Annotated in this window: 26 protein-coding genes; 11 read left to right on the forward strand and 15 right to left on the reverse strand. The window is 49.1% G+C overall.

Translation table 11 applies throughout. The features are described 5' to 3' along the window. Position 1 precedes the first annotated feature (1 nt). The 5 genes from yiaO to yiaK form a co-directional block, all read right to left on the reverse strand. Positions 2-988: a 2,3-diketo-L-gulonate TRAP transporter substrate-binding protein YiaO gene (yiaO, locus tag BGE37_RS22190; protein WP_105288446.1), complete on the reverse strand. Its 987-nt coding sequence runs from the start codon at positions 986-988 to the stop codon at positions 2-4. A gap of 12 nt (positions 989-1000) precedes the next feature. Next, positions 1001-2278, reverse strand: a complete 1278-nt coding sequence (gene yiaN / locus BGE37_RS22195) for a 2,3-diketo-L-gulonate TRAP transporter large permease YiaN (RefSeq protein ID WP_105288447.1) — start codon at positions 2276-2278, stop codon at positions 1001-1003. Between the two features lie 2 nt (positions 2279-2280). After that, on the reverse strand, positions 2281-2754 hold the full coding sequence (gene yiaM / locus BGE37_RS22200; RefSeq protein ID WP_000721665.1) for a 2,3-diketo-L-gulonate TRAP transporter small permease YiaM: 474 nt from the start codon (positions 2752-2754) through the stop codon (positions 2281-2283). A gap of 107 nt (positions 2755-2861) precedes the next feature. Next, a complete protein-coding gene (locus BGE37_RS22205) occupies positions 2862-3329 on the reverse strand; it encodes a YhcH/YjgK/YiaL family protein (RefSeq protein ID WP_105288448.1) in 468 nt (155 codons plus the stop codon). Positions 3330-3340: 11 nt separating this feature from the next. Further along, on the reverse strand, positions 3341-4339 hold the full coding sequence (yiaK, locus tag BGE37_RS22210; RefSeq protein ID WP_105288449.1) for a 3-dehydro-L-gulonate 2-dehydrogenase: 999 nt from the start codon (positions 4337-4339) through the stop codon (positions 3341-3343). Positions 4340-4539: 200 nt separating this feature from the next. Between yiaK and yiaJ the strand changes: the two genes are divergently transcribed. Both yiaJ and BGE37_RS22220 read left to right on the forward strand, forming a co-directional pair. Beyond that, on the forward strand, positions 4540-5388 hold the full coding sequence (gene yiaJ / locus BGE37_RS22215; RefSeq protein ID WP_000514241.1) for an IclR family transcriptional regulator YiaJ: 849 nt from the start codon (positions 4540-4542) through the stop codon (positions 5386-5388). A gap of 101 nt (positions 5389-5489) precedes the next feature. Continuing rightward, a complete protein-coding gene (locus BGE37_RS22220) occupies positions 5490-5963 on the forward strand; it encodes a 4Fe-4S binding protein (RefSeq protein ID WP_001353579.1) in 474 nt (157 codons plus the stop codon). Positions 5964-6114: 151 nt separating this feature from the next. Here BGE37_RS22220 and avtA read toward each other — a convergent pair whose 3' ends face one another. Both avtA and malS read right to left on the reverse strand, forming a co-directional pair. Continuing rightward, a complete protein-coding gene (gene avtA / locus BGE37_RS22225; RefSeq protein WP_000144350.1) occupies positions 6115-7368 on the reverse strand; it encodes a valine--pyruvate transaminase in 1254 nt (417 codons plus the stop codon). 177 nt (positions 7369-7545) lie between these two features. After that, complete coding sequence (gene malS / locus BGE37_RS22230; protein WP_105288450.1) at positions 7546-9576, reverse strand: alpha-amylase; 2031 nt, start codon at positions 9574-9576, stop codon at positions 7546-7548. Between the two features lie 319 nt (positions 9577-9895). Between malS and BGE37_RS22235 the strand changes: the two genes are divergently transcribed. Beyond that, the gene (locus tag BGE37_RS22235; protein WP_105277714.1) at positions 9896-10720 is read left to right on the forward strand and encodes a protein bax; all 825 of its coding nucleotides are present in this window, start codon (positions 9896-9898) and stop codon (positions 10718-10720) included. Between the two features lie 108 nt (positions 10721-10828). Here BGE37_RS22235 and xylR read toward each other — a convergent pair whose 3' ends face one another. The 4 genes from xylR to xylF all read right to left on the reverse strand — a co-directional run bounded on the left by xylR (position 10829) and on the right by xylF (position 15855). After that, a complete protein-coding gene (gene xylR, locus BGE37_RS22240) occupies positions 10829-12007 on the reverse strand; it encodes a D-xylose utilization transcriptional activator XylR (protein ID WP_000494495.1) in 1179 nt (392 codons plus the stop codon). A 77-nt stretch (positions 12008-12084) separates the two neighbouring features. Then, positions 12085-13266 carry a xylose ABC transporter permease XylH gene (xylH, locus tag BGE37_RS22245; RefSeq protein ID WP_062864375.1) on the reverse strand — a complete coding sequence of 394 codons (1182 nt, stop codon included), beginning with the start codon at positions 13264-13266 and terminating at the stop codon, positions 12085-12087. After that, positions 13244-14785 carry a D-xylose ABC transporter ATP-binding protein gene (gene xylG / locus BGE37_RS22250; RefSeq protein WP_032185405.1) on the reverse strand — a complete coding sequence of 514 codons (1542 nt, stop codon included), beginning with the start codon at positions 14783-14785 and terminating at the stop codon, positions 13244-13246. Before xylG ends, xylH begins: the two co-directional genes overlap by 23 nt. A 77-nt stretch (positions 14786-14862) precedes the next feature. After that, the gene (gene xylF / locus BGE37_RS22255) at positions 14863-15855 is read right to left on the reverse strand and encodes a D-xylose ABC transporter substrate-binding protein (protein ID WP_001296518.1); all 993 of its coding nucleotides are present in this window, start codon (positions 15853-15855) and stop codon (positions 14863-14865) included. A gap of 365 nt (positions 15856-16220) precedes the next feature. Here xylF and xylA point away from each other — a divergent pair, with 365 nt between their 5' ends. The 4 genes from xylA (at position 16221) to yiaA (ending at position 20061) form a co-directional block, all read left to right on the forward strand. Further along, positions 16221-17543, forward strand: a complete 1323-nt coding sequence (gene xylA / locus BGE37_RS22260) for a xylose isomerase (RefSeq protein ID WP_105288451.1) — start codon at positions 16221-16223, stop codon at positions 17541-17543. A gap of 71 nt (positions 17544-17614) precedes the next feature. After that, entirely contained in the window at positions 17615-19069 is a 1455-nt protein-coding gene (gene xylB, locus BGE37_RS22265; RefSeq protein WP_000275397.1) for a xylulokinase, read from the forward strand. Between the two features lie 167 nt (positions 19070-19236). Beyond that, the gene (gene yiaB / locus BGE37_RS22270; protein ID WP_010360977.1) at positions 19237-19578 is read left to right on the forward strand and encodes an inner membrane protein YiaB; all 342 of its coding nucleotides are present in this window, start codon (positions 19237-19239) and stop codon (positions 19576-19578) included. A 45-nt stretch (positions 19579-19623) separates the two neighbouring features. Then, on the forward strand, positions 19624-20061 hold the full coding sequence (yiaA, locus tag BGE37_RS22275; protein WP_001296808.1) for an inner membrane protein YiaA: 438 nt from the start codon (positions 19624-19626) through the stop codon (positions 20059-20061). Positions 20062-20102: 41 nt separating this feature from the next. Here yiaA and wecH read toward each other — a convergent pair whose 3' ends face one another. After that, complete coding sequence (gene wecH, locus BGE37_RS22280; protein WP_032185402.1) at positions 20103-21098, reverse strand: O-acetyltransferase WecH; 996 nt, start codon at positions 21096-21098, stop codon at positions 20103-20105. 174 nt (positions 21099-21272) lie between these two features. On the opposite strand from wecH, the gene BGE37_RS22285 reads away from it, so the two are divergent. The 4 genes from BGE37_RS22285 (at position 21273) to hokA (ending at position 25140) form a co-directional block, all read left to right on the forward strand. Continuing rightward, positions 21273-21581, forward strand: coding sequence for a YsaB family lipoprotein (locus BGE37_RS22285; protein WP_000980157.1), 309 nt, complete (start codon positions 21273-21275; stop codon positions 21579-21581). 94 nt (positions 21582-21675) lie between these two features. Beyond that, a complete protein-coding gene (gene glyQ / locus BGE37_RS22290; RefSeq protein ID WP_001168544.1) occupies positions 21676-22587 on the forward strand; it encodes a glycine--tRNA ligase subunit alpha in 912 nt (303 codons plus the stop codon). A gap of 9 nt (positions 22588-22596) precedes the next feature. Further along, on the forward strand, positions 22597-24666 hold the full coding sequence (gene glyS, locus BGE37_RS22295; RefSeq protein WP_001291786.1) for a glycine--tRNA ligase subunit beta: 2070 nt from the start codon (positions 22597-22599) through the stop codon (positions 24664-24666). Positions 24667-24987: 321 nt separating this feature from the next. Continuing rightward, the gene (gene hokA, locus BGE37_RS22300; protein WP_001135727.1) at positions 24988-25140 is read left to right on the forward strand and encodes a type I toxin-antitoxin system toxin HokA; all 153 of its coding nucleotides are present in this window, start codon (positions 24988-24990) and stop codon (positions 25138-25140) included. Here hokA and BGE37_RS25750 read toward each other — a convergent pair. From BGE37_RS25750 to BGE37_RS22310, 3 genes are all read right to left on the reverse strand, one after another. Then, the gene (locus BGE37_RS25750) at positions 25117-25188 is read right to left on the reverse strand and encodes a hypothetical protein (RefSeq protein ID WP_212734940.1); all 72 of its coding nucleotides are present in this window, start codon (positions 25186-25188) and stop codon (positions 25117-25119) included. The genes hokA and BGE37_RS25750 overlap by 24 nt on opposite strands. Positions 25189-25328: 140 nt before the next feature. Continuing rightward, positions 25329-25541 (reverse strand): transcription antiterminator/RNA stability regulator CspE, encoded by a 213-nt coding sequence (cspE, locus tag BGE37_RS22305; protein WP_000014594.1) that lies wholly within the window; start codon positions 25539-25541, stop codon positions 25329-25331. A gap of 280 nt (positions 25542-25821) precedes the next feature. Continuing rightward, on the reverse strand, positions 25822-26112 hold the full coding sequence (locus tag BGE37_RS22310) for an HTH-type transcriptional regulator (RefSeq protein ID WP_000455798.1): 291 nt from the start codon (positions 26110-26112) through the stop codon (positions 25822-25824). Positions 26113-26412 lie beyond the last annotated feature (300 nt).

Consider the following 26412-nt stretch of genomic DNA (forward strand, 5'->3'; position numbering starts at 1 on the left):
CTTATTGCACCTCATCCACGGCTTTCAGCAGTTCATCGCCCTGCGGAACATCTTTTACAAACATGTCGCGGACCTGAGTACCCAGTACGTCGCTAAAGGCTTTGCGATCAAGTTCGGTGATGACTTCCACGCCAGCGTCTTTCATGCCGTCGATGATTTTTTGCTGATTTTCGGCGACCAATTTGCGCTGGTAATTACCCGCTTCTTGTGCAGATGAAATTAGCGCTTGCTGGAACTCCGGGCTTAAGCCATCAAACTTCGCTTTGTTGATCACCACCAGAAGTGGGGAATAGGCATGGTGCGTCAGAGAAAGGTACTTCTGCACTTCATAAAATTTGGCTGACCAGACGACGTTGATGGGATGTTCCTGAGCGTCGATAGTGCGCGTTTCCAGCCCGGTATAGACTTCGGCAAACGGCATCGGAATCGGGTTAGCGCCAAAGACTTTGAATGCGGCGATATTCATCGGGCTATTGTTGGTGCGTATTTTCAGCCCTTTCAGGTCGGCAGGTGTTTTAACTGGCTGGCGTGAGTTGGTGACATCGCGCCAGCCGTTTTCCCAGTAGGCCAGTACTTTCAGTCCCTTACCTTCAAGGGAGGCCTTCAGTTCATCGCCGACTTTGCCGTCGAGCGTTTTATGCGCGTGGGCGGTATCGCGGAACAGGAACGGGACATCAAGCAGGTTCATCACTGGTGATAACCCGGCAAAGTTATTCGACCCGGACATCTCCATATCAATAGTGCCGCCACGCACGCCGCTGATCATCGCTTGCGCGTTGCCGAGAGTACTGTCCGGGAACAATTTTAATTTCAGCTCACCTTTGGTTCTCTCCTGTAATAATTCATTAAATTTTTTCGCTGCAATATGTTGTGAGTCGATTTGTGAAGTTTCATAACCGAAACGTAATGATTGTGCCGCCAGCGAAGATGTGCTGAACGCCGCCACTCCGGCAATTAATAAAGCGTAGGTTACAGAGCGTAATTTCATTATATTTTCCTTTTAATTAATCCATTTCAACGGGAGGATGATGAGATCGGGAATAAAAACAAATACGACTAATAATGAATATAAAACCAGGACGTAAGGGAAAACGCCTCTGACTGCATCATCGAATTTGAGTTTAGCCACCCCTGAAATAACGTTAAGCACATTACCGATAGGCGGTGTAATTAAGCCGATTGAGCAGTTGATGATAAACATGACTCCGAAGTAAATCGGATCGATTCCTGCCTCTTTAACTAAAGGCATTAATACCGGGGTAAGAATTAACACCGTCGGCGTTAAATCCATGACCATGCCGACAATCAGGATAGCCACCATAATGACGATAAACAGCAGACGCGGTGAATCGACCAACGGTTGCAGTAAATCAGAAACCATCATCGGCAGTTCAGCAATGGTGATCAGCCAGGCGGAAACTTGTGCCGAGGCCACCAGAAACATTACCACTGAGGTGGTTTTCGCCGCGCCAATAAGTACATGCCAAAGTGTGGCGAAGGTCATTTCACGGTAAATAACCGTGGCGACAAATAACGCATAGAAAGCAGCAACGGCCCCGGCTTCGGTAGGGGTAAACAGACCGGAGCGAAAGCCGCCAATAATAATGACCGGAAGAAATAGCGCCCAGATACCGGAAACAAAAGAGTGCCAGATTTCTCGTTTCGTTGCTTTTTGCTGACGGGGTAAATTAAGACGACTGGCCTGCCACCACCATGTGAGCATCAGCGTTGCGCCCATCATAATGCCTGGGGCAATGCCCGCCATAAACAACTTACTGATGGATAATCCGCTGGAAACACCGAAGATAATAAACGGAATGGAAGGGGGAATAATTGGCGCGATAATCCCGCCAGAGGCAATCAGCCCCGCAGCACGGTTGACCGGGTAGTTAGCGCTGCGCATCATCGGCACCAGTAGCGCGGCAACGGCGGCGGTATCCGCAACAGCAGAACCGGAAAGGCTCGCCATAATCATTGCCGCCAGCACGCCTACGTAGCCCAACCCGCCTGGTTTATGCCCGACCAGTTTCATCGGCAGGTCAACAATGCGTTTTGATAAGCCGCCCGCATTCATGATTTCACCCGCCAGTACAAAGAACGGAATCGCCAGCAGGGAGAAGCTGTCAGCACCGTTTACCAGCGTTTGCGCCATGATCTGGACATCAAACATATCCAGCCAGAACATAAGCGCCGCCCCGCACAACAGTAGCGACCAGGCAATAGGCAAACCGATGGCAATGCCACCCAACAGGCAGCCCAGAAAAATCAGCACAGCCATGATTAAGCTCCTTGCGGTGGCGGCGTTAGAGAATTGCTACGCGTGATGAGTTGATATAAAAGGCGCAGCTCAAAGAATGCGATAACGAGGCTGGTGGGCAGACAAGCGGCATACATCAGGCCGATGGGCAAGCCGAGGATCGGTGAATAATCGCTCCAGTCCTGAATTGTTTTTAGCGTTGCGCCCCAGGCCAGTGCGCCACAAATAAATAATATTAAGGAGTGGGTAACCAGAGCGACTCGTCGCTGCCACGCGGGGGAGAGTTTCTCCACCAGAAAGGTAACCTGAACGTGGGCGTTATCCATAAAAGCCACAATCGCGCCAATAAAGGTTAACCAGACAAATAAATAACGCGACAATTCATCTACAGATAAAATACTTGTCTGAAAACCATATCTTAAAATAATGTTTATAAACACAATACAGGAAAGTACGGCGAGATTAATCGCCAGTATTGCTTCAAGTATTTTTTTCATAGCTATTCCTTGAGGCTATGTTTGTCATAATTCAAGTTGCATGTGCAGCAACCTGAATTATTAATATAGTTAGAGCAATAACATTACCCAGGCGTTCTGGTGTTCGATTAATTCAGCGCCGTTAATGCGACTTTAACCACAACTTTTCGTATCTCAGAGGCTGTTTGCAGAATACAGCCTGGTCGATGAACATCCTGAGGAAAGAAAATAGCGTAGCTACCCGGTATCATTTCTATAAATGATTCATGTTCACTATCGTGATAAAAAATAATATCGCGCTGCTCTAATAGTGATTCGCTGACTTTATTATTTCCTGTATCAATAGCAATGCCGATTTTCTCTTTGCCCCACGCCAGAAATTGAATATCAATATAGCGACGATGTACTTCCGGGCGATTTTCCTCCGCCGGACGTGTCGTTAAATCGATAATTTGCGCATAAATATTTTTGCCGTCAATTTTGACAACGCCCGGCTCCAGGACGTTGAAATCAGTGGCGCGCAGAAAATCGAGCGCCTTTTCAATAGCAGCGGGCAAACGGCACGGGTTAGGCTGCGCGATATGTCCAAAAATCATGGCTTATCTCCTTATAACGCCTGGATTTTTGCCCATACGCTATCATCAACGGTAATACCGTTACGGCGGTTTTCTGCCAGCAGGGTGGTAAATTCGTGGCCGGGTAAGCGAATGGCCTGGTTTTCATCGGCGCGTTCAGCGGTAGTAACATAATCCATGATGCGTTGCAGCTTGGCATCGCGGGTGGGGCCGTCGATAAGCTTGTCCACTTCAATGGCGATAAAGATTTGCGAAACGCCATATTCGTCGCTGTTATCCTGGGTGACTTCGGCAACGGATGCGCCGTCGGAAAGGAGAGTAGCGATCATATCCAATACGATCGACATACCGGAACCTTTCCAGTAACCCATTGGCAAAATGCGGCGATTTTTCTCGATTACACCAGGTTCTTTGGTGAGGTTGCCTTCATCGTCAAAGCCGCCATCGACCGGAAGCTGACGACCTGCAAGGCGGTTAACTTCTAACATGCCGTAGGAAAACATCGACATCGACATATCGACCATGGTGATTGGGGTAGAAGGAATGGCGACGATCAGCGGGTTAGTGCCGATGCGACACTCTTTTGCGCCCCACGGCGGCATTACGGCGATGGAGTTGGTCCAGCAAATGCCAATATAGCCTTTTTCCGCCGCCTGCCAGCCGTAGCTGCCGCCGCGCATCCAGTGGTTGGCATTACGTAGAGCCACCAGACCAATACCGTGATCGGCAGCCAGTTCAATGGCGCGATCCATCATCTTTTTCGCTGTCAGGTTACCGATCGAACGCTGGGCGTCCCACTGTTCAATTGCGCCGAGGCTGGTTATACGTTTGGCCTCGGCATCGGGAATGATATCGCCATTACCCAGTTGTTGGATGAAGCGTGGGAAGCGGTTAACACCGTGAGAATAAACACCGGATTCGGTGGTGCGGGCGAACATCTCTGCACAGGCATCAGCCGTTTCGCTGTCAACACCGCGTGAAATTAAGACCCGATTAAAGGCTGCTTTTAACTGCTCAAATGTCACTTTCATCCCTGGCTTCCTTGTTTTTTTGATCGCTTTTTTGGCTTAAAATTTCAATATGCGAAATCTGATTTCAAATATATCGATCGCTTTTTAACAAAGCAATCTGATTGATGAATTTCAAAAAACTTAAAAATCAAGTGGTTATAAATTATCTGTCGAGATCGTGAACTACGACACACTTTGCGCTACCATCAGGACGCGACAAAATGGGGAAAGAAGTGATGGGAAAAAAAGAGAACGAGATGGCGCAGGAAAAAGAGCGTCCAGCCGGAAGCCAGAGTCTGTTTCGCGGGTTGATGCTGATTGAGATTTTGAGCAACTATCCGAACGGTTGTCCGTTGGCGCATCTTTCGGAGCTGGCTGGTTTAAATAAGAGTACCGTCCATCGCTTATTGCAGGGATTACAATCCTGCGGCTATGTGACCACCGCGCCCGCCGCAGGGAGTTACCGCCTGACTACCAAATTTATTGCCGTCGGGCAGAAGGCGCTGTCTTCGCTGAATATCATTCATATCGCCGCTCCGCATCTTGAGGCACTGAACATCGCCACTGGTGAAACCATTAACTTCTCCAGCCGCGAAGACGATCACGCTATTTTGATTTATAAGCTGGAACCCACGACCGGGATGCTGCGAACCCGAGCTTATATAGGCCAGCATATGCCGCTCTACTGTTCCGCAATGGGCAAGATCTATATGGCGTTTGGTCACCCGGACTACGTGAAGTCATACTGGGAAAGCCATCAGCATGAGATCCAGCCGTTAACCCGCAATACCATTACCGAGCTGCCCGCGATGTTCGACGAACTGGCGCACATTCGTGAAAGCGGAGCGGCGATGGACAGAGAAGAAAACGAACTCGGCGTCTCCTGTATTGCTGTTCCGGTGTTTGATATTCATGGGCGGGTGCCGTACGCCGTGTCGATTTCTCTTTCGACATCACGTCTGAAACAGGTGGGGGAGAAAAATCTCCTGAAACCACTGCGTGAAACCGCGCAGGCTATTTCTAATGAACTGGGATTTACTGTCAGGGACGACCAGGGCGCGATCACATAACGCTCTGGACAAGTGCCAAAACTTTAACATTTCCTTCGTTGGATCAAAGCAGTAGGGACGCGCTCTCTGGCACTCTGCTGTTTTAGTGCAAAGGAGTGATCATGAACCGGTTTATTATTGCGGATGCGACGAAATGTATCGGTTGCCGTACCTGTGAAGTGGCTTGCGCAGTGTCGCATCAGGAGAATCAGGATTGCGCTGCGTTGTCACCCGGTGAGTTTATTTCGCGTATTCGTGTCATTAAAGATCATACTTACACCACGGCAGTAGCCTGTCATCAGTGTGAAGATGCACCGTGCGCAAATGTGTGCCCTGTTGACGCGATAAGTCGCGAACATGGGCATATTTTCGTTGAACAATCACGTTGTATTGGCTGTAAAAGCTGTATGCTGGCTTGCCCGTTTGGTGCGATGGAGGTCGTTTCTTCACGCACAAAGGCGAGGGCGATTAAGTGCGATCTGTGCTGGCATCGGGCGACGGGACCGGCTTGTGTTGAAGCTTGCCCAACACAAGCGTTGCAATGCATGGATGTCGAGAAAGTGCAGCGGCATCGGCTACGGCAGCAGTCTGTTTGAAACGTTTTTCCGGCGTTTTTTAACGCAGGAATAGTGCGCTTTGTTTATGCCGGATGCGGCTTAAACGCCTTATCCGGCCTACAAATTATTCCAAATTCAATATATTGCAGAAATGATGTAGGCCTGAAAAGCGTAGCGCATCAGGCAATTTTTAATGACTTTCAGCCCAGGCGCGTTCAATCTCTTCCGCCAGAATCTTCACCCCCGCTTCAATTTTATCCGGCTCCGGCACGTAGTTCATACGCATACATTGATGTGTATGTGGCCACGGTTTATCCAGCCCTGGGAAGAAGTTGTGCCCCGGCACCATCAGCACGCCCCGTGCTTTCAGGCGCTGGTAGAGCTGCTCGGTCGTAATTGGCAAATCCTTAAACCATAGCCAGAGGAAAATGGCTCCTTCCGGTTTATGAATCAGGCAGCGATCTTCCGGTAAATAGCGGCGAATGATAGCGATAGTTTCCTGAACACGCTGGTAGTAAAACGGTTTGATGACTGTTTCAGACAGGCGCAGCAGATCGTTACGTTTAATCATTTCACACATTATCGCCGGACCAATACCGCCAGGCGCCAGGCTGATAATGCCGTTCATGTTGGTGATGGCGGTGATGATTTTTTCATTGGCGATGATAATGCCGCAGCGCGAACCCGGTAGTCCCAGCTTGGAAAGACTCATGCACAGTACAATATTCGGATTCCACAGCGGGCGCGCTTCGCTGAAGATGATGCCTGGGAACGGGACGCCATAAGCGTTATCAATCACCAGCGGAATACCGTGCTGATTCGCCAGTGCGTCCAGTTTCAATAATTCTTCGTCAGTAATCACATTGCCTGTTGGATTCGTCGGTCGGGAGACGCAAATCATCCCGGTTTCTTCGCCAATATGCAGATGCTCAAAATCGACGTGGTATTTAAACTGGCCTTCCGGCAGCAGTTCAATATTCGGACGCGCAGAGACAAACAGATCTTCTTCCAGTCCGGCGTCAGCGTAGCCAATGTATTCCGGTGCCAGCGGAAACAGCACTTTTTTGATCCGACCATCGGCACGGCGTCCGGCAAACAGATTAAATAAGTAGAAAAACGCGCTCTGGCTGCCGTTTGTTAGTGCAATATTCTGTGGTTCGATATCCCAACCCAACTTCTCGCGTAGCATTCCGGCAAGCAGTGTGAGTAGCTCCGTTTTCCCCTGTGGACCGTCGTAATTGCACAGTGCATCAGTCGCTTTGCCACTTTCCAGCATGTCGGTCAGTAGCGTCTGGAAGTAGTCCTGCATTTCCGGGATCTGCGCTGGATTACCGCCGCCGAGCATAATCGCGCCAGGCGTGCGTAAACCGTCGTTCAGATCTTCCATCAGCAGCGTAATGCCGGAGTGGCGGGTAAATTTGTCACCAAAAAGGGAGAATGTCATAGCGGGATATCTGTCGAACTCTGTAGCAAGGAAGGTAACAATAACGCTACATTTGCTGGGGTGCAAATCGGTCTGTTGAAGTGGGAGTGGTGCTTTATCCTGCAACTCTGATTAGGGCTGACATTTTATCCTGGTTGGCGGCTTCCCGAGGTACTGACGAACGGGAAGCCGGAAACGTTACTGTTGCCCCGCCCAGACGACCAGCACTTTATCGTCGCCATGCTCACGAACAAAGCCGTAGCCCTGCTTCAGCGAAAGTGTCGTTTGTTTGCCCGCGCCAATTGCGGGATGACGGGCGCGGAACTGGCTGATTTTCTGCCAGTGCGCGACGCTAGCGGCAGATTTACCGCTAACATCCTGCCAGTTCATATCCGAACGCGTGCCTTGCAGCGGATCAGAACCGGTAGGACCGAACGGACGAGAGGATTCATCACCATAAAAGATTTGTACTGCACCTGGCGCTAATAACAATAACTCTGCTGCTTTGTCGCCCCCTTCACGAAACAAACGAGTATCATGCGACGAAAGATAGCTCAACACGTTGAAATCCTGCAATTTCTCTGCCATTTGCTGCCAGGTCGTATCCATCTGCGCCAGACAATCGACCGCTTTCGCCGCCTGCTCCTGATAATCGAAATTGATCATCGCATCGAAGCCGTGGCGATAGTAGTCACTTTGCATCACGCCGTGGCCCCAGGCTTCACCGGTCATCCAGAACGGTTTGTCATCTAACGCTTTATCGGGATTCGCTTTTTTCCATTCGCGAAGTGCGGCGCTGGCTTCGGTTTTCAGTTGCTGCCAGGCGGGCAACTCAACATGCCTGGCGGTATCGACCCGAAAACCATCAATTCCGTAGTCACGGACCCACTGGCTTAACCAATGGGTTAAGTAATCTCGAGGGGTAAAGCCGTCAATGGCTTTAGCGTGGGTATCCGTTTTGTTGTTATAGAACACTGGCAGGCCAGAAGCGGTCGTTGATTCGGTTTTGATATCCGGTAAAAAGGCCAGCGACATGGTGAGATCGTCAAATCCAGGATTGTCGTAGTCGCCGATATCCGTTCTGATCCAGTTTTTTCCCCACCATTTATCCCAGCCTGTTTTGTCGCTGAAATTAATGTAATCGTTAAAGCTATGCCAGGTTTGCCCGGCGGCGGGCTTCCAGTCGCTCCAGCGGTCACCTAACGTTTTTTTCAGCTCATCACCAGAAAGGTATAACGCGCCAAACTGATACTCCTGCATATCCGCCAGTGTGGCATAGCCGGTGTGGTTCATCACGACATCAAAGAGAATACGAATACCGCGCTGATGCGCGCTATCAACCAGCGTCCGGAGATCGGTTTCGCTGCCCATATTGGCATCAAGATTCGTCCAGTCCTGTGTGTAATAACCGTGGTAGGCATAATGCGGGAAATCGCCTTTTGTACCGCCGCCGACCCAGCCGTGAATTTGCTCAAATGGGGCACTTATCCATAAAGCATTGACGCCCAGCTGCTGGAGGTAATCCAGTTTGTTGGTCAGGCCGCGTAAATCGCCGCCGTGAAAAGTGCCAATTTCTGCCATACCGTCTTTATGACGTCCGTAACTCTGGTCATTACTGGGATCGCCGTTTTCGAAACGATCTGTCAGCACAAAATAAACCGTGGCGTTATGCCAGTCGAAAGGGGCGGATGTGTCAGTTTCTGCCCGTTCCAGCAGGAGTAAACCGTTGCTGGTGGCAGCGGGTTGTAACGTTATTTGACCGTTCTTCACTATCGCAATTTGCTGGCTGTAATAATCCCGGACTGCGGCTCCCTCCGGAAAAGTGGCGCTGACATCCAGCGTGAGCGGTAATCCATCCCATTTCGGGCATTCACGGACCAGGCTTGCTACCGGTTCGACGGCGTTCTGGATGGAAATCATCAATGTTGGTGTACCGGAGCGGGTGTCTAGTTGCAGCGTATATTCGCCGTCCCTGAACAATCGCCACTGAGGCGGCGTGTTGCTACAAGGTTGCAGGGAAAGCATCTGATTGAGTTTTATCGCATCCGCAGGCTGCCAGCACTGTTGGTCAAAATTTAGCGTTAGTGGACGCGTACCTTTGGGCAACTGCGCGTGGCTGACAAATGTTCCCGTTCCCTGTTCGCTAAAGGCAGGGAACCCCGGAGAAGTCCAGCTGGCGGCAACGGCGAAGCCAGGAAGGAGTGTCAGAAAACAGGCGGCGAGTTTCATGGCGGATGAGTCCTTATTGCTGCGATTTCAGACAGTTTGCCAGCGATAAGCCAGACAAAACTCATCCCTGAGCGGTAAGTCCACAGGATGAGAAGCAAGGGTGAGCGATCGCGCGCAAAAAACGGCTGAATTTTGCGATAAACCCCACATTTTCTGCGATTTAGCGCCAATCTGAATCGTTAACTCGTGACATAGTTTCAGATTTGGACTATTCCTTGGGGTGCTCTTGACAGCTATTTTTGATATGATTTGAGATTCAACTCTCAAATTTGTGAAAAATATAAGGTGTTGGAATGATTAAATCCGACCAGGAGACCTGATGATTTTGACTCCCATACGACGATATGGGGCGATGATTCTTATGTTACTCACTCTGGTGTTTTCGAGTGAGGTGTTAGCGAAGACGCACACAACAACAGCGAGTCAAAAGTCCCACTTAATTAAAGCTAGTAATAAACAGGTAAGCAGTAAACAAGAGTATTCTCGCAATAGTGCAAAGAGTAGTTCACTTCCTGATTTGCGAAAATACCCTTCCGGAACACCAAGGAAAAAAGCGTTTCTCCGGACCGTAATGCCTTACATTACCAGCCAAAATGCGGCCATTACTGCGGAACGTAACTGGCTCATTTCAAAACAGTATCAGGGCCAATGGTCACCTGCTGAGCGTGCGCGTCTGAAAGACATCGCCAAACGCTACAAGGTGAAGTGGTCTGGTAATACGCGAAAAATCCCGTGGAATACCTTGCTGGAACGCGTAGACATTATTCCTACCAGTATGGTGGCGACGATGGCTGCAGCAGAAAGCGGTTGGGGAACGTCGAAGCTGGCGCGTAGCAACAACAACCTATTCGGCATGAAGTGCATGAAAGGACGTTGTACCAATGCGCCGGGTAAAGTGAAGGGGTACTCACAGTTCAGTTCTGTCAAAGAATCGGTGAGCGCCTATGTCACTAACCTGAATACTCACCCGGCTTACTCTTCGTTCCGTAAATCGCGTGCACAACTGCGTAAAGCGGATCAGGAAGTGACTGCCACAGCGATGATTCACAAGCTGAAGGGCTACTCGACCAAAGGGAAGAGTTATAACAACTACCTGTTCGCAATGTACCAGGATAACCAACGGTTAATCGCGGCGCATATGTAATTGTATTCCCTGAAGCCTTATCCGACTTGTTGGTCGGATAAGGCGTTCACGCCGCATGCGACAACCACGCAGCGTTGCCTGATGCGACGCCGACAATTCTCATCATCGCTACAACATGACCTCGCTATTTACATCGCGATACTCTTTTGGCGTCGTGTCATATGCTTTTTTAAAAACAGAGTAGAAATATTGCAGCGATGGATAACCGCACATTTGCGATATCTCATTGATCGATAAGGTGGTTGAAATCAGCAGACTGCGCGCTTTCTCCAGCTTCTCGGCATGAATCATGGCATGGATGGTTTCACCCACCTCCTCTTTAAAACGCTTCTCAAGATTGGAGCGCGAGATCCCGACGGCATCGAGTACCTGATCCACTTTAATCCCTTTACAGGCGTGATTACGAATGTAATGCATGGCCTGAATAACGGCGGGATCGGTCAGCGAACGGTAATCTGTTGAGCGCCGTTCAATGACGCGAACTGGTGGGACCAAAATCCGCTGTAGCGGCATTTCTTCTTTATCTAATAATCGATGCAACAGTTTTGCCGCCTGATATCCCATTTGCCGTGCGCCCTGAGCGACCGAAGAAAGGGCGACACGCGATAGATAGCGGGTCAGTTCTTCGTTATCGATGCCAATCACGCATAATTTTTCCGGTACGGGAATATGTAGATGTTCACATACTTGCAGAATATGCCGCGCCCGGGCGTCAGTAACGGCAATAATCCCGGTTTGCGGTGGCAGCGTTTGTAGCCAGTCTGCCAGCCGATTTTGCGCGTGTTGCCAGTTCTCTGGCGCTGTTTCTAACCCCTGATAAACCACTCCGCGATACTTTTCTTCGGCGACAAGCTGACGGAATGCATATTCGCGTTCAGTGGCCCAACGTTTGCCGCTGGATTCCGGAAGACCATAAAAAGCAAAGCGGTTAACGCCTTTCTCTTTTAAATGCAAAAATGCGCTTTCAACCAGTGCATAGTTATCGGTGGCAATGTAATGAACGGGTGGGTAACTTTCGGCAAGGTGATACGAACCACCAACCCCAACAATGGGGACGTCGACGTTAGCCAGTGCTTGCTCGATTTGTTTGTCATCGAAGTCGGCAATGACGCCATCTCCTAACCAGTCCTTGATTTTATCAATGCGGGCGCGGAAATCTTCTTCAATGAAAATATCCCATTCCGATTGTGACGCCTGTAAATATTCCCCTACGCCTTCTACTACCTGACGGTCATAGGCTTTATTAGCATTGAACAGCAATGTGATGCGGTGACGTTTAGTAAACATGGTTCTTTTCCTGCTGAATCATGCAAAAACTCAAAACCGGTAATAAGTTACCGGTTTTGAGAAAATTTTTATCAAAATCAAGAACGGCGTTTGGTTGCGGAGTCCATCCATACTGCCAGCAACAGAATCGCACCTTTAACGATATACTGCCAGAAGGTCGGTACATCCATCATACTCATGCCGTTATCCAGTGAAGCCATGATGAATGCCCCCATTACCGCTCCAGCCACGCTCCCGACGCCGCCTGCCAGACTGGTGCCGCCAATCACACATGCTGCAATTGCGTCCAGCTCGGCGATATTTCCCGCAGAAGGTGAACCAGCGCCAAGTCGAGAACTGAGGATTAATCCGGCGATGGCTACCATTAATCCGTTAATAGCGAACACGGCAAGTTTGGTGCGTTCAACGTTAATCCCGGAGAGCCGTGCTGCTTCCAGATTGCCGCCGATGGCATAAATGCGTCTTCCAAATGCCGTCCGCGTTGCCATAAACATTCCGCCGAGTAACAGCAACGTCAGCAGCAGAACAGGAGTGGGAACGCCACGGTAATCGTTCAACAGCCAGATTGCGCCTAAGATGATAATCGCCGTTAATGCCTGGCGACCGACAACTGCGGTAGAGGCCGGAGACTGCAAACCCAAAGCCTGACGGCGCATTCTTCCGCGCCATTGCCAGCCAACAAAAGCCATTAAGCCAAGCGCGCCAATGATGAAGCCGGTGCTGGCGGGTAGATAGCTTTGCCCGATTTGTGACATCGCGGCGCTGGTGGGGGATACAGTCGTGCCGTTGGTGATGCCAATGAGTATGCCGCGAAATGCCAACATGCCCGCGAGGGTGACAATAAATGAAGGGACTTTGCGGTACGCGACCCACCATCCGTTCCAGGCACCGAGAAGCAGTCCCAGAACCAACGTCACAATGATGGTAAGTGGCAAAGGCCAGCCTAGCCAGACGTCACAAATCGCCGCGACGCCACCTAATAGCCCCATCATTGAGCCGACGGAAAGGTCGATTTCAGCAGAAATTATGACGAACACCATTCCTACCGCGAGGATGCCGGTAATCGCGGTCTGGCGTAACAGGTTGGAGACGTTACGGGCGCTTAAGTAGGCACCATCGGTGGTCCAGGTAAAGAACAGCATGATTGCGATGATAGCTGCAATCATCACGAAGACCTGCAAATTCAGTGACTTCAGCCCGGAAAAGCCACCGGATGTCGGTACGGCCAATTTCACTTCAGACGGATTGCTTTTCGACATGATGTTCGCTCCTCAATGCGGCTTCCATCACCTGCTCCTGAGTCAGGTTATGATTTATCAGGTTGGCTTTTAGTTTCCCTTCATGCATCACCAGTACACGATCGCTAAGGCCGAGCACTTCAGGTAATTCGGAAGAGATGACAATAACGGCAATACCCTGCTGGACGAGTTGGTTAATTAATTTGTAGATCTCGTATTTCGCGCCAATATCGATACCCCTGGTAGGTTCATCAAGAATGAGAATGCGCGGCTTGAGTAACAGACAGCGAGCGAGGATCGCTTTTTGCTGATTGCCGCCGCTCAAACGTCCAATAGCAAGGTCGGGGGACGACGTTTTAACTTTGAGTTGCTGGATTGATTCCAGAATACATTTTTGCTCTGCCGCGTCATCAAGCTGGCTAATACCGCCGGTAAATTTATTGAGTGCGGCGAGGGTAATATTTTTACCAACCGCCATTACCGGAACGATGCCGTCGCGCTTTCTGTCTTCGGGTACCATCGCAATCCCCTGGGCGATGGCTTGCTGACAGTTACGAATATCTACCTGTTTGCCATCAATATAAATTTTTCCTTCCCATTGTCCGGGCCACACGCCAAACAGGCACTGAATGGTCTCGGTACGTCCGGCACCAACGAGTCCGGCAATACCCAGTATTTCGCCACGTTTCAGGGAAAACGAGACATCATTAACTCGTTTAATATGACGATTAACCGGATGCCATGCCGTCAGATGTTCAATACGTAATATTTCATCTCCGGTGGTATGTGGTTCATTAGGGTAAAGCGCGGTTAACTCTCGCCCGACCATCATGGTGATAATATCGTCTTCACTCATTCCGGCAGCATCACGCGTACCAATGTGCTGACCGTCGCGAATAACGCAAATCGTATCGGAAATCGCTTTGACTTCGTTGAGTTTGTGCGAAATATAAATACAGGCGATACCGTGCTGTTGTAGATCGCGAATAATATCCAGTAAAACCGACGTTTCCTGCTCAGTTAATGAGGCTGTCGGTTCATCGAGAATTAACAAGCGCACCTGTTTATTAAGTGCCTTAGCAATTTCAACCAGTTGTTGTTGCCCTAGCCCTAAATCGCCAACGCGGGTATCTGGTGAAATAAGTAAACTGACCTGTGCGAGCAGCTTCTGACAGCGTAGCGTCATCAGATCATAATCCATAATGCCATTATGGGTTATTTCGTTACCCAGGAAAATATTTTCCAGTACGGTCAATTCTTTCACCAGGGCCAATTCCTGGTGAATGATAGCGATACCTTTGCGTTCGGTATCGCGGATGTGACTCGCCTGAATCTCTTCTCCCGCAAAAATAATGTCGCCTTCGTAGGAGCCATGGGGATAAATACCACACAGCACTTTCATCAGCGTTGATTTACCAGACCCATTTTCCCCGCAGAGTGAGACTATTTCGCCGGCATTCAACCGCAAGCTAACGTTATCAATCGCCTTCACACTGCCGAAGGTTTTGGTAATGTTCTTCATTTCAAGTAGATAAGGCATAACGACTCCACCTAAGCCAATTAATTTACACGGCATGGAGAGAAATCACGCCCCCGCTCTGTGCCGGGGCGTAACGCTTACAGCTCGCTCTCTTTGTGGAATCCGTCTTTAACTACCGTATCTTTGATGTTGTTTTTATTCACATCGATCGGTGTCAGCAGGCGGGAGGGAACATCTTTCAGACCATTATTCAGTGTGGTATCTGCTTTTGGTTCCTGACCATTGCCCAACTCAACGGCAATTTCTGCGGCAGTATTTGCCAACAATGTAATAGGTTTATACACCGTCATAGTTTGCGTACCGGCAGCAATACGTTTAATACCTGCGAGATCCGCATCCTGGCCGGATATTGCTACTTTCCCTGATAAACCTTGCGCGCTTAATGCCTGAATTGCCCCGCCTGCGGTGGCATCGTTTGAGGCAACCACGGCATCAATTTTGTTATTATTGGCGGTCAGCGCGTTTTCCATAATTTTCAGTGCGTTTTCCGGTAACCAGCCATCAACCCATTGGTCACCAACGACTTTAATTTTTCCGGAATCAACGTAAGGTTTTAACACTTTCATTTGTCCGGCGCGGAACAGCTTAGCGTTGTTATCTACCGGCGAACCGCCCATCAGGAAGTAATTACCTTGCGGAACAATATCGACCAGGGCTTTTGCCTGCAGTTCACCGACTTTTTCGTTATCGAAAGAAATATAAAAATCGATATCCGCATCGTTAATCATACGGTCGTAAGCTAATACTTTAATACCTTCTTGTTTGGCTTCTTTTACAACGTTACTTAATACCTGACCGTTATACGGAATAATGACAAGAACATCGACACCCCGGTTAATCATGTTTTCAATCTGCGACATTTGTGTTTCTTCATTGCCATTTGCAGACTGTACAAATACTTTCGCGCCGAGAGATTCTGCCTTTTTCACAAAGATATCTCGATCTTTTTGCCAGCGTTCAAGACGGAGATCATCAATCGCCATACCTATTTTGACTTCTTTGGCGTGCGCCGCAACGTTGGTAAGCAGAAGTGAGGTGCAAAGGGTGAGTAGAATGTTCTTTATTTTCATGGTGTAGGGCCTTCTGTAGTTAGAGGACAGCTTTAATAAGTAACAATCACCGCGATAAACGTAACCAATTTTTAGCAACTAAACAGGGGAAAACAATTACAGATTTTTATCTTTCGATTACGATTTTTGGTTTATTTCTTGATTTATGACAGAGATCTTACTTTTGTTGCGCAATTGTACTTATTGCATTTTTCTCTTCGAGGAATTACCCAGTTTCATCATTCCATTTTATTTTGCGAGCGAGCGCACACTTGTGAATTATCTCAATAGCAGTGTGAAATAACATAATTGAGCAACTGAAAGGGAGTGCCCAATATTACGACATCATCCATCACCCGCGGCATTACCTGATTATGGAGTTCAATATGCAAGCCTATTTTGACCAGCTCGATCGCGTTCGTTATGAAGGCTCAAAATCCTCTAACCCGTTAGCATTCCATCACTATAATCCCGACGAACTGGTGTTGGGCAAGCGTATGGAAGAGCACTTGCGTTTTGCCGCCTGCTACTGGCACACCTTCTGCTGGAACGGGGCGGACATGTTTGGTGTGGGGGCGTTTAATCGTCCGTGGCAGCAGCATGGTGAGGCACTGGCGTTGGCGAAGCGTAAAGCAGATGTCGCATTTGAGTTTTTCCACAAGTTACATGTGCCATTTTATTGCTTCCACGATGTGGATGTTTCCCCTGAGGGCGCGTCGTTAAAAGAGTACATCAATAATTTTGCGCAAATGGTTGATGTCCTGGCAGGCAAGCAAGAAGAGAGCGGCGTGAAGCTGCTGTGGGGAACCGCTAACTGCTTTACAAACCCTCGCTACGGTGCGGGTGCGGCGACGAACCCAGATCCAGAAGTCTTTAGTTGGGCGGCGACGCAAGTTGTTACAGCGATGGAAGCAACCCATAAATTGGGCGGTGAAAACTATGTTCTGTGGGGCGGTCGTGAAGGTTACGAAACGCTGTTAAATACCGACTTGCGTCAGGAGCGTGAACAACTGGGCCGCTTTATGCAGATGGTGGTTGAGCATAAACATAAAATCGGTTTCCAGGGTACGTTGCTTATCGAACCGAAACCGCAAGAACCGACCAAACATCAATATGATTACGATGCTGCGACAGTCTATGGCTTCCTGAAACAGTTTGGTCTGGAAAAAGAGATTAAACTGAACATTGAAGCTAACCACGCGACGCTGGCAGGTCACTCTTTCCATCATGAAATTGCCACCGCCATTGCGCTTGGCCTGTTCGGTTCTGTCGACGCCAACCGTGGCGATGCACAACTGGGCTGGGACACCGACCAGTTCCCGAACAGTGTGGAAGAGAATGCGCTGGTGATGTATGAAATTCTCAAAGCAGGCGGTTTCACCACCGGTGGTCTGAACTTCGATGCCAAAGTCCGTCGTCAAAGTACTGATAAATATGATCTGTTTTACGGTCATATCGGCGCGATGGATACGATGGCGTTGGCGCTGAAAATTGCAGCACGCATGATTGAAGATGGCGAGCTGGATAAACGCATCGCGCAGCGTTATTCCGGCTGGAATAGCGAATTAGGCCAGCAAATCCTGAAAGGCCAAATGTCACTGGCAGATTTAGCCAAATATGCTCAGGAACATAATTTGTCTCCGGTGCATCAGAGTGGTCGCCAGGAGCAACTGGAAAATCTGGTAAACCATTATCTGTTCGACAAATAACGGCTAACTGTGCAGTCCGTTGGCCCGGTTATCGGTAGCGATACCGGGCATTTTTTTAAGGAACGATCGATATGTATATCGGGATAGATCTTGGCACCTCGGGCGTAAAAGTTATTTTGCTCAACGAGCAGGGTGAGGTGGTTGCTTCGCAAACGGAAAAGCTGACCGTTTCGCGCCCGCATCCACTCTGGTCGGAACAAGACCCGGAACAGTGGTGGCAGGCAACTGATCGCGCAATGAAAGCTCTGGGCGATCAGCATTCTCTGCAGGACGTTAAAGCATTGGGTATTGCCGGCCAGATGCACGGTGCAACCTTACTGGATGCCCAGCAACGGGTATTACGCCCTGCCATTTTGTGGAACGACGGGCGCTGTGCGCAAGAGTGCACTTTGCTGGAAGCGCGAGTTCCGCAATCACGGGTGATTACCGGTAACCTGATGATGCCCGGATTTACTGCGCCTAAATTGCTATGGGTTCAGCGGCATGAGCCGGAGATATTCCGTCAAATCGACAAAGTATTATTACCGAAAGATTACTTGCGTCTGCGTATGACGGGGGAGTTTGCCAGCGATATGTCTGACGCAGCTGGCACCATGTGGCTGGATGTCGCAAAGCGTGACTGGAGTGACGTCATGCTGCAGGCTTGCCACTTATCTCGTGACCAGATGCCCGCATTATACGAAGGCAGCGAAATTACTGGTGCTTTGCTACCTGAAGTTGCGAAAGCGTGGGGTATGGCGGCAGTGCCAGTTGTCGCAGGCGGTGGTGATAATGCAGCTGGTGCGGTTGGTGTAGGAATGGTTGATGCTAATCAGGCAATGTTATCGCTGGGGACGTCGGGGGTCTATTTTGCTGTCAGCGAAGGGTTCTTAAGCAAGCCAGAAAGCGCCGTACACAGCTTTTGCCATGCGCTCCCGCAGCGTTGGCATTTAATGTCTGTGATGCTGAGTGCAGCGTCGTGTCTGGATTGGGCCGCGAAATTAACGGGCCTGAACAATGTCCCAGCTTTAATCGCGGCTGCTCAACAGGCTGATGAAAGTGCCGAGCCAGTTTGGTTTCTGCCTTATCTTTCCGGCGAGCGTACACCACACAATAATCCCCAGGCGAAGGGGGTTTTCTTTGGTTTGACCCATCAACATGGTGCTAATGAACTGGCGCGAGCAGTGCTGGAAGGCGTGGGTTATGCGCTGGCAGATGGCATGGATGTCGTACATGCCTGCGGCATTAAACCGCAAAGTGTTACGTTGATTGGTGGCGGGGCGCGTAGTGAGTACTGGCGTCAGATGCTGGCGGATATCAGCGGTCAGCAACTCGATTACCGCACGGGGGGGGATGTGGGGCCAGCACTGGGCGCAGCAAGGCTGGCGCAGATTGCGGCGAATCCAGAGAAATCGCTCATTGAGTTGTTGCCACAACTGCCGTTAGAACAGTCGCATTTACCAGATGCGCAGCGTTATGCCACTTATCAGCCACGACGTGAAACGTTCCGTCGCCTCTATCAGCAACTTCTGCCATTAATGGCGTAAACGTTATCCCCTGCCTGACCGGGTGGGGGATAATTCACATCTATATATATCAGTAATTAATTAATATTTAGTATGAATTTATTCTGAAATCATTTGTTAATGGCATTTTTCAGTTTTGTCTTTCGTTGGTTACTCGTAATGTATCGCTGGTAGATATGGAGATCGTTATGAAAACCTCAAAGACTGTGGCAAAACTATTATTTGTTGTCGGGGCGCTGGTTTATCTGCTTGGGCTATGGATCTCATGCCCATTGTTAAGTGGAAAAGGCTATTTTCTTGGCGTGTTAATGACGGCAACTTTTGGCAACTATGCATATCTTCGCGCAGAAAAACTCGGGCAACTGGATGATTTTTTTATCCATGTCTGCCAGTTAGTTGCGTTAATCACTATCGGTCTCTTGTTTATCGGTGTTTTAAATGCGCCTATCAATGCTTATGAAATGGTGATTTATCCCATCGCCTTTTTTGTTTGCTTGTTTGGTCAAATGCGTTTGTTTCGCTCGGCATGAGCAACATAAAGCTCTTACACATTCAGGAATGAAAGGAATACTGTGATGGACAACAAAATATCAACCTATTCTCCGGCATTTAGTATTGTGTCATGGATAGCTCTTGTTGGTGGTATCGTTACCTATCTGTTAGGGCTATGGAATGCAGAGATGCAGTTAAATGAAAAAGGATATTATTTTGCCGTGCTGGTGCTAGGACTGTTTTCTGCGGCATCTTATCAAAAGACCGTTCGGGACAAGTATGAAGGCATACCGACCACCTCCATTTATTATATGACCTGCCTGACTGTCTTTATTATCTCTGTTGCGTTATTGATGGTAGGTCTGTGGAATGCGACGTTATTACTCAGCGAAAAAGGTTTTTATGGGCTGGCTTTCTTCTTAAGCTTGTTTGGTGCAGTAGCGGTGCAGAAGAATATTCGTGATGCCGGAATAAACCCACCAAAAGAAACACAGGTTACCCAGGAAGAATACAGCGAATAATTCACGTAAGCCCGGTCAGTCCAATGTGACCGGGCTTTTATTTAACTCACTAGTCTGTTTCTGTCGATTCGTTGTACCAGCACAGAAAGTAACAAACTCGCTGCCAACGTCGCGCAAAAGATCCAAATAATATCGAGTATTGGCCAGTTTTTAAGCTCAATCCCCCGGGTACGCAGTGCATGGATAATCAAGGCGTGGAATCCGTATATACCCAACGAATGGCGGGAGATTAAGCCAAGTCCGCGAATGGTACGCGTATCCAGCGTGTTTTTAACCAGAGTCAATAGCGTGATTGCGCAGATAAAAACCATCGGCCCACAGTAAAGATACCAGGTATCGGCAAAATTTCCGCGCCACTGCAATTCATATAATGTCCCGCGAGAGATAATAAAAACCCCCGTCGCAAACAGTGCGGCGCACACCCACGACAGTGCTTTATGCTGTGTGTCCATCATCCCTATAGCGCGGCCCAACATGCCATACAGGATGTAGTAAAAAGTATCGCCATTGATATATAAGTTAATTGGCAGCCATTCAAAACCGTCAATTTTCTGCGGCACTGTGTTTGGGTTAGCGATAATACCAATCACCACCATTAGTACCAGCAACATTTTTCCGCCGACGTTCTTCACCTGAATCAGCGGTGAAACCAGATAAATCACCGCAATCGCGAAGAAAAACCATAAGTGGTAAAACACTGGCTTTTGCAGCAGGTTTTTCAGCGCTAACTCCACATTGATGGAGGTAAACAGCGCAATGTAGAGCAGTGCGATTGCGCTATAAAAAAGCAGACATAAGCCGATACGTAAGAAATGGCGCGGCTGGGCGCTGCGTTCGCCAAAAAAGAGATAGCCGGAAATCATGAAAAATAGCGGCACGCTGACACGAGAGGCAGAATTCAGAACATTGGCGATATCCCAGGTGACGGGGCTAACACTATGAGCATTGGTCACATACCAGGTAGTGGTGTGAATCATCACCACCATTAAACATGCTATCCCTCGCAGGTTATCAATCCAGTAAATTTTGGGCTGCATCTGTGTCTCTGTATCTGGTTAAAAAAAGTCTGACCGATAAATCATTCGGTTGGCGCACTGGAATAATCTGAGTTTTATCACTACAGCTTATAGAGGCTTAAGGAAATTCGTAAGATATCAGCCACTATACCGATATAAATAATAAGACTCACCTGCAAACCAGACGGTAATTTAATGATGATGAACTCTTTCTTTCCGGCAATGGCGCTTATGGTGCTTATGGCGCTAGTGGGTTGTTCTACACCGCCACCCGTGCAGAAAGCACAACGGGTAAAGGTTGATCCTCTGCGTTCGTTGAATATGGAAGCGTTATGCAAGGATCAGGCGGCAAAACGTTATAACACCGGCGAGCAAAAAATCGACGTCACCGCCTTCGAACAGTTCCAGGGAAGCTACGAAATGCGTGGTTATACCTTCCGGAAAGAGCAGTTTGTCTGTTCTTTTGACGCGGATGGCCATTTTTTGCATCTTTCCATGCGTTAAGCCCTGCTTTTTCCCGTTTCGTACTGTATATCTTCCATCCAGCGGGTATACTGATCCCTTCCTTTAAATCCACACGTATCCAGCACGAAATAATATGCAAAAGTTTGATACCAGGACCTTCCAGGGCTTGATCCTGACCTTACAGGATTACTGGGCTCGCCAGGGCTGCACCATTGTTCAACCATTGGACATGGAAGTCGGCGCGGGAACCTCTCACCCAATGACCTGTCTGCGCGCGCTGGGGCCAGAACCGATGGCGGCTGCTTATGTTCAGCCTTCTCGTCGCCCGACCGATGGTCGCTACGGCGAAAACCCCAACCGTTTACAGCACTACTATCAGTTCCAGGTGGTCATTAAGCCATCGCCGGACAATATTCAGGAGCTGTACCTTGGTTCTCTGAAAGAGCTGGGCATGGACCCGACTATCCACGATATCCGTTTCGTGGAAGATAACTGGGAAAACCCGACTTTGGGTGCCTGGGGGCTGGGCTGGGAAGTGTGGCTGAACGGCATGGAAGTGACGCAGTTCACTTACTTCCAGCAGGTTGGTGGTCTGGAGTGTAAACCGGTTACCGGCGAGATCACCTACGGTCTGGAACGTCTGGCCATGTACATTCAGGGCGTAGACAGCGTTTACGACCTGGTCTGGAGCGACGGCCCGCTGGGTAAAACCACCTACGGCGACGTGTTCCATCAGAACGAAGTGGAGCAGTCCACTTACAACTTCGAATACGCGGATGTGGACTTCCTGTTCACCTGCTTCGAGCAATACGAGAAAGAAGCGCAGCAGCTGCTGGCGCTGGAAAATCCGCTGCCGCTGCCAGCCTACGAGCGTATTCTGAAAGCCGCCCACAGCTTCAACCTGCTGGATGCGCGTAAAGCCATCTCCGTCACTGAGCGTCAGCGCTATATTCTGCGCATTCGCACCCTGACCAAAGCAGTGGCAGAAGCATACTACGCTTCCCGTGAAGCCCTCGGCTTCCCGATGTGCAACAAAGATAAGTAAGAGGCGGCTATGTCTGAGAAAACTTTTCTGGTGGAAATCGGCACTGAAGAGCTGCCACCAAAAGCACTGCGCAGCCTGGCTGAGTCCTTTGCTGCGAACTTTACTGCGGAGCTGGATAACGCTGGCCTCGCACACGGCACCGTTCAATGGTTTGCTGCTCCGCGTCGTCTGGCGCTGAAAGTAGCTAACCTGGCGGAAGCGCAACCGGATCGTGAAATCGAAAAACGTGGCCCGGCAATTGCTCAGGCGTTCGATGCTGAAGGCAAACCGAGCAAAGCGGCAGAAGGCTGGGCGCGTGGTTGCGGTATTACCGTTGACCAGGCTGAGCGTCTGACTACCGATAAAGGCGAATGGCTGCTGTATCGCGCCCACGTGAAGGGCGAAAGCACTGAAGCACTGTTGCCGAATATGGTTGCGACTTCGCTGGCGAAACTGCCGATCCCGAAACTGATGCGTTGGGGTGCAAGCGACGTGCACTTCGTGCGTCCGGTGCACACCGTGACCCTGCTGCTGGGCGACAAAGTCATTCCGGCAACCATTCTGGGCATTCAGTCCGATCGCGTGATTCGCGGCCACCGCTTTATGGGCGAGCCGGAATTCACTATCGACAATGCTGATCAGTATCCGGAAATTCTGCGTGAGCGCGGGAAAGTCATCGCCGATTACGAAGAACGTAAGGCGAAGATTAAAGCCGATGCCGAAGAAGCGGCGCGTAAGATTGGCGGTAACGCTGACTTAAGCGAAAGCCTGTTGGAAGAAGTCGCTTCGCTGGTGGAATGGCCGGTTGTGCTGACCGCAAAATTCGAAGAGAAATTCCTCGCGGTGCCGTCTGAAGCGCTGGTTTACACCATGAAAGGTGACCAGAAATACTTCCCGGTGTATGCGAACGACGGCAAACTGCTGCCGAACTTTATCTTCGTTGCCAATATCGAATCGAAAGATCCGCAGCAAATTATTTCCGGTAATGAAAAAGTCGTTCGCCCACGTCTGGCGGATGCCGAGTTCTTCTTCAACACCGACCGTAAAAAACGGCTGGAAGATAACCTGCCGCGCCTGCAAACCGTGTTGTTCCAGCAACAGCTGGGTACACTGCGCGACAAAACTGACCGCATCCAGGCGCTGGCTGGCTGGATTGCTGAACAGATTGGCGCTGACGTTAACCACGCAACCCGTGCGGGCCTGCTGTCCAAGTGCGACCTGATGACCAACATGGTCTTCGAGTTCACCGACACCCAGGGCGTTATGGGGATGCACTACGCGCGTCACGATGGCGAAGCGGAAGATGTTGCCGTGGCGCTGAACGAGCAGTATCAGCCGCGCTTTGCCGGTGATGACCTGCCGTCTAACCCGGTAGCCTGTGCGCTGGCGATAGCTGACAAGATGGATACTCTGGCGGGTATCTTCGGTATCGGCCAGCATCCGAAAGGCGACAAAGACCCGTTTGCGTTGCGTCGTGCCGCACTTGGCGTGCTGCGTATTATCGTTGAGAAGAACCTCAATCTTGACCTGCAAACCCTGACCGAAGAAGCAGTGCGTCTGTATGGCGATAAGCTGACTAATGCCAACGTGGTTGATGATGTTATCGACTTTATGCTCGGTCGCTTCCGCGCCTGGTATCAGGACGAAGGTTACACCGTTGACACCATCCAGGCGGTACTGGCGCGTCGTCCGACTCGTCCGGCTGATTTCGATGCCCGAATGAAAGCGGTATCGCACTTCCGTACCCTGGATGCAGCTGCAGCACTGGCGGCGGCGAACAAGCGTGTATCTAACATTCTGGCGAAATCTGACGAAGTGCTGAGCGACCGCGTGAATGCCTCTACTCTGAAAGAGCCGGAAGAAATTAAACTGGCGATGCAGGTTGTGGTGCTACGTGACAAGCTAGAGCCGTACTTTGCTGAAGGTCGTTACCAGGATGCGCTGGTCGAACTGGCTGAGCTGCGTGAACCGGTTGATGCCTTCTTCGATAAAGTGATGGTCATGGTTGATGACAAAGAATTGCGAATCAACCGTCTTACCATGCTGGAGAAACTGCGCGAATTATTCCTGCGAGTTGCGGATATTTCGCTGTTGCAGTAATAACGTCGTTATTAAAAAGCCTGCCATCTGGCAGGCTTTTTTATCGCTAAATAATAGAGCAACCTTTAATAATCTTCTGATGAATAAAGATTGTCTCATATATTAATTTTATGAGATTTTTTTAGGATTATATCAAGGAGAAGAAACGAACTTATTAAGCTAGAATAGCTGCGGGTGCTTGAGACTGTTTGTCTCAGGTATTCACCGAAAGGCAGACAGAGAAAAGCCCCACCTGACTATAAATCAAAGTGAGGCTACCCTATGCCTGAACACCATAAGGTTAGCCTCTTACTCGTTGGAAATCAACACAGGAGGCTGGGAATGCCGCAGAAATATAGATTACTTTCTTTAATAGTGATTTGTTGCACGCTTTTATTTTTCACCTGGATGATAAGAGATTCACTGTGTGAATTGCATATTAAACAGGGGAGTTATGAGCTGGCGGCATTTTTAGCCTGCAATTTGAAAGAGTAAGAGTCTTCGGCGGGAAGTTATTCCCGCCTTTCTTACGGCGTTGCGCATTCTCATTGCACCCAAATTTATTCTTCACAAAAATAATAATAGATTTTATTACGCGAACGATTATTTATTTCCTGAATAAACAAATAAAAAAATCCCCGCCATTTGGCAGGGATCTTAGATTCTGTGCTTTTAAGCAGAGATTACAGGCTGGTTACGTTACCAGCTGCCGGGCCTTTAGCGCCGCTTTCGATGGTGAAGGACACTTTCTGACCTTCGTCCAGAGATTTGTAACCATCGTTCTGGATAGCAGAGAAGTGTACGAACACGTCTTTAGAGCCATCGTCAGGAGTGATGAAGCCGAAGCCTTTGTCAGCGTTGAACCATTTTACGATACCAGTCATTTTACCGGACATAGTGTATTACCTTTAATAATTTAAATGTGCCTTTCGGCGATATGGCGTGCTTTACAGATTTTGAAGCGTTAAAGGAAATGCACTACGAGGGGTATCAACGATAACTCTTGAAGGGACTTGCCTTACTACACTGCTTTAATGGTCTGTACGTCAAACCGTTGATGTGCATTAAGCCACGCATTGGCGGGTGATGCAACAATTATTTTTCATATTTATGATTAATCGGTTGGAAAACGGTCCTGTCATCAGGACCGTAAACAGAAATAAAGTGGATAAAAGTCTATTCCATCAACTGCTTACTTAACGCTGGGTTAGCTTGAATCAGACGCATCAATTTTAGTTCGGCACTTGAAGGCTTAACGCGTCGGGATTCCCATTCCTTTACCATGGCGACGGAAACGCCCAAAACCCGAGCGAAATCATCGATTTTTAACCCCGTACCTTTACGTAACTGCTCAATCTCGGTACAGGACGTTGTTCTGTGCGTCAGAGTAATCTTCTGCGTTTCATCTTTAAAAACAATCTGTTCCAGGCTGCTCAACAGCTCATGCATTGGATCTTTATATTCCATTGAAAACTCCTCAAATCACACTGCGGGATCGTGAATTGCATCGAAGCTCATTAAGAATAGTCGGGAAAAACAGACACAGCGGGGTGTAGTCAGGGCATGCTCTGGCTATGATTCGATTCAGCCAGTCATTTAGCGTGACTTATAGCCACCTAACGATCTGATAAATGCCGATATATCTCTTACCACTCCCGGTTTGTAAAGATTTCGAAAATCTAACGTTCTGAGAAGGCGTAAATCTCTGGCTACAAAAAAAGCAACGGCACTATCATTTTTTAACAATGAAACAACAAATTAACCTTG

The organism is Escherichia sp. MOD1-EC6300 (assembly GCF_002965045.1).
GTDB classification, from domain to species: domain Bacteria; phylum Pseudomonadota; class Gammaproteobacteria; order Enterobacterales; family Enterobacteriaceae; genus Escherichia; species Escherichia coli_F.

What these genes read in the sequence shown, in the direction of transcription:
- malS (WP_105288450.1), bottom strand. Translation starts at nt 9,576, where the DNA reads ATGAAACTCGCCGCCTGTTTTCTGACACTCCTTCCTGGCTTCGCCGTT.
- xylB (WP_000275397.1), top strand. Translation starts at nt 17,615, where the DNA reads ATGTATATCGGGATAGATCTTGGCACCTCGGGCGTAAAAGTTATTTTG.
- yiaM (WP_000721665.1), bottom strand. Translation starts at nt 2,754, where the DNA reads ATGAAAAAAATACTTGAAGCAATACTGGCGATTAATCTCGCCGTACTT.
- avtA (WP_000144350.1), bottom strand. Translation starts at nt 7,368, where the DNA reads ATGACATTCTCCCTTTTTGGTGACAAATTTACCCGCCACTCCGGCATT.
- yiaJ (WP_000514241.1), top strand. Translation starts at nt 4,540, where the DNA reads ATGGGGAAAGAAGTGATGGGAAAAAAAGAGAACGAGATGGCGCAGGAA.
- glyS (WP_001291786.1), top strand. Translation starts at nt 22,597, where the DNA reads ATGTCTGAGAAAACTTTTCTGGTGGAAATCGGCACTGAAGAGCTGCCA.
- yiaA (WP_001296808.1), top strand. Translation starts at nt 19,624, where the DNA reads ATGGACAACAAAATATCAACCTATTCTCCGGCATTTAGTATTGTGTCA.
- BGE37_RS22235 (WP_105277714.1), top strand. Translation starts at nt 9,896, where the DNA reads ATGATTTTGACTCCCATACGACGATATGGGGCGATGATTCTTATGTTA.
- hokA (WP_001135727.1), top strand. Translation starts at nt 24,988, where the DNA reads ATGCCGCAGAAATATAGATTACTTTCTTTAATAGTGATTTGTTGCACG.
- wecH (WP_032185402.1), bottom strand. Translation starts at nt 21,098, where the DNA reads ATGCAGCCCAAAATTTACTGGATTGATAACCTGCGAGGGATAGCATGT.
- yiaB (WP_010360977.1), top strand. Translation starts at nt 19,237, where the DNA reads ATGAAAACCTCAAAGACTGTGGCAAAACTATTATTTGTTGTCGGGGCG.
- yiaN (WP_105288447.1), bottom strand. Translation starts at nt 2,278, where the DNA reads ATGGCTGTGCTGATTTTTCTGGGCTGCCTGTTGGGTGGCATTGCCATC.
- yiaK (WP_105288449.1), bottom strand. Translation starts at nt 4,339, where the DNA reads ATGAAAGTGACATTTGAGCAGTTAAAAGCAGCCTTTAATCGGGTCTTA.
- xylG (WP_032185405.1), bottom strand. Translation starts at nt 14,785, where the DNA reads ATGCCTTATCTACTTGAAATGAAGAACATTACCAAAACCTTCGGCAGT.
- BGE37_RS22310 (WP_000455798.1), bottom strand. Translation starts at nt 26,112, where the DNA reads ATGGAATATAAAGATCCAATGCATGAGCTGTTGAGCAGCCTGGAACAG.
- yiaO (WP_105288446.1), bottom strand. Translation starts at nt 988, where the DNA reads ATGAAATTACGCTCTGTAACCTACGCTTTATTAATTGCCGGAGTGGCG.
- BGE37_RS22205 (WP_105288448.1), bottom strand. Translation starts at nt 3,329, where the DNA reads ATGATTTTTGGACATATCGCGCAGCCTAACCCGTGCCGTTTGCCCGCT.
- cspE (WP_000014594.1), bottom strand. Translation starts at nt 25,541, where the DNA reads ATGTCCGGTAAAATGACTGGTATCGTAAAATGGTTCAACGCTGACAAA.
- xylR (WP_000494495.1), bottom strand. Translation starts at nt 12,007, where the DNA reads ATGTTTACTAAACGTCACCGCATCACATTGCTGTTCAATGCTAATAAA.
- BGE37_RS22220 (WP_001353579.1), top strand. Translation starts at nt 5,490, where the DNA reads ATGAACCGGTTTATTATTGCGGATGCGACGAAATGTATCGGTTGCCGT.
- xylA (WP_105288451.1), top strand. Translation starts at nt 16,221, where the DNA reads ATGCAAGCCTATTTTGACCAGCTCGATCGCGTTCGTTATGAAGGCTCA.
- BGE37_RS22285 (WP_000980157.1), top strand. Translation starts at nt 21,273, where the DNA reads ATGATGATGAACTCTTTCTTTCCGGCAATGGCGCTTATGGTGCTTATG.
- xylF (WP_001296518.1), bottom strand. Translation starts at nt 15,855, where the DNA reads ATGAAAATAAAGAACATTCTACTCACCCTTTGCACCTCACTTCTGCTT.
- glyQ (WP_001168544.1), top strand. Translation starts at nt 21,676, where the DNA reads ATGCAAAAGTTTGATACCAGGACCTTCCAGGGCTTGATCCTGACCTTA.
- xylH (WP_062864375.1), bottom strand. Translation starts at nt 13,266, where the DNA reads ATGTCGAAAAGCAATCCGTCTGAAGTGAAATTGGCCGTACCGACATCC.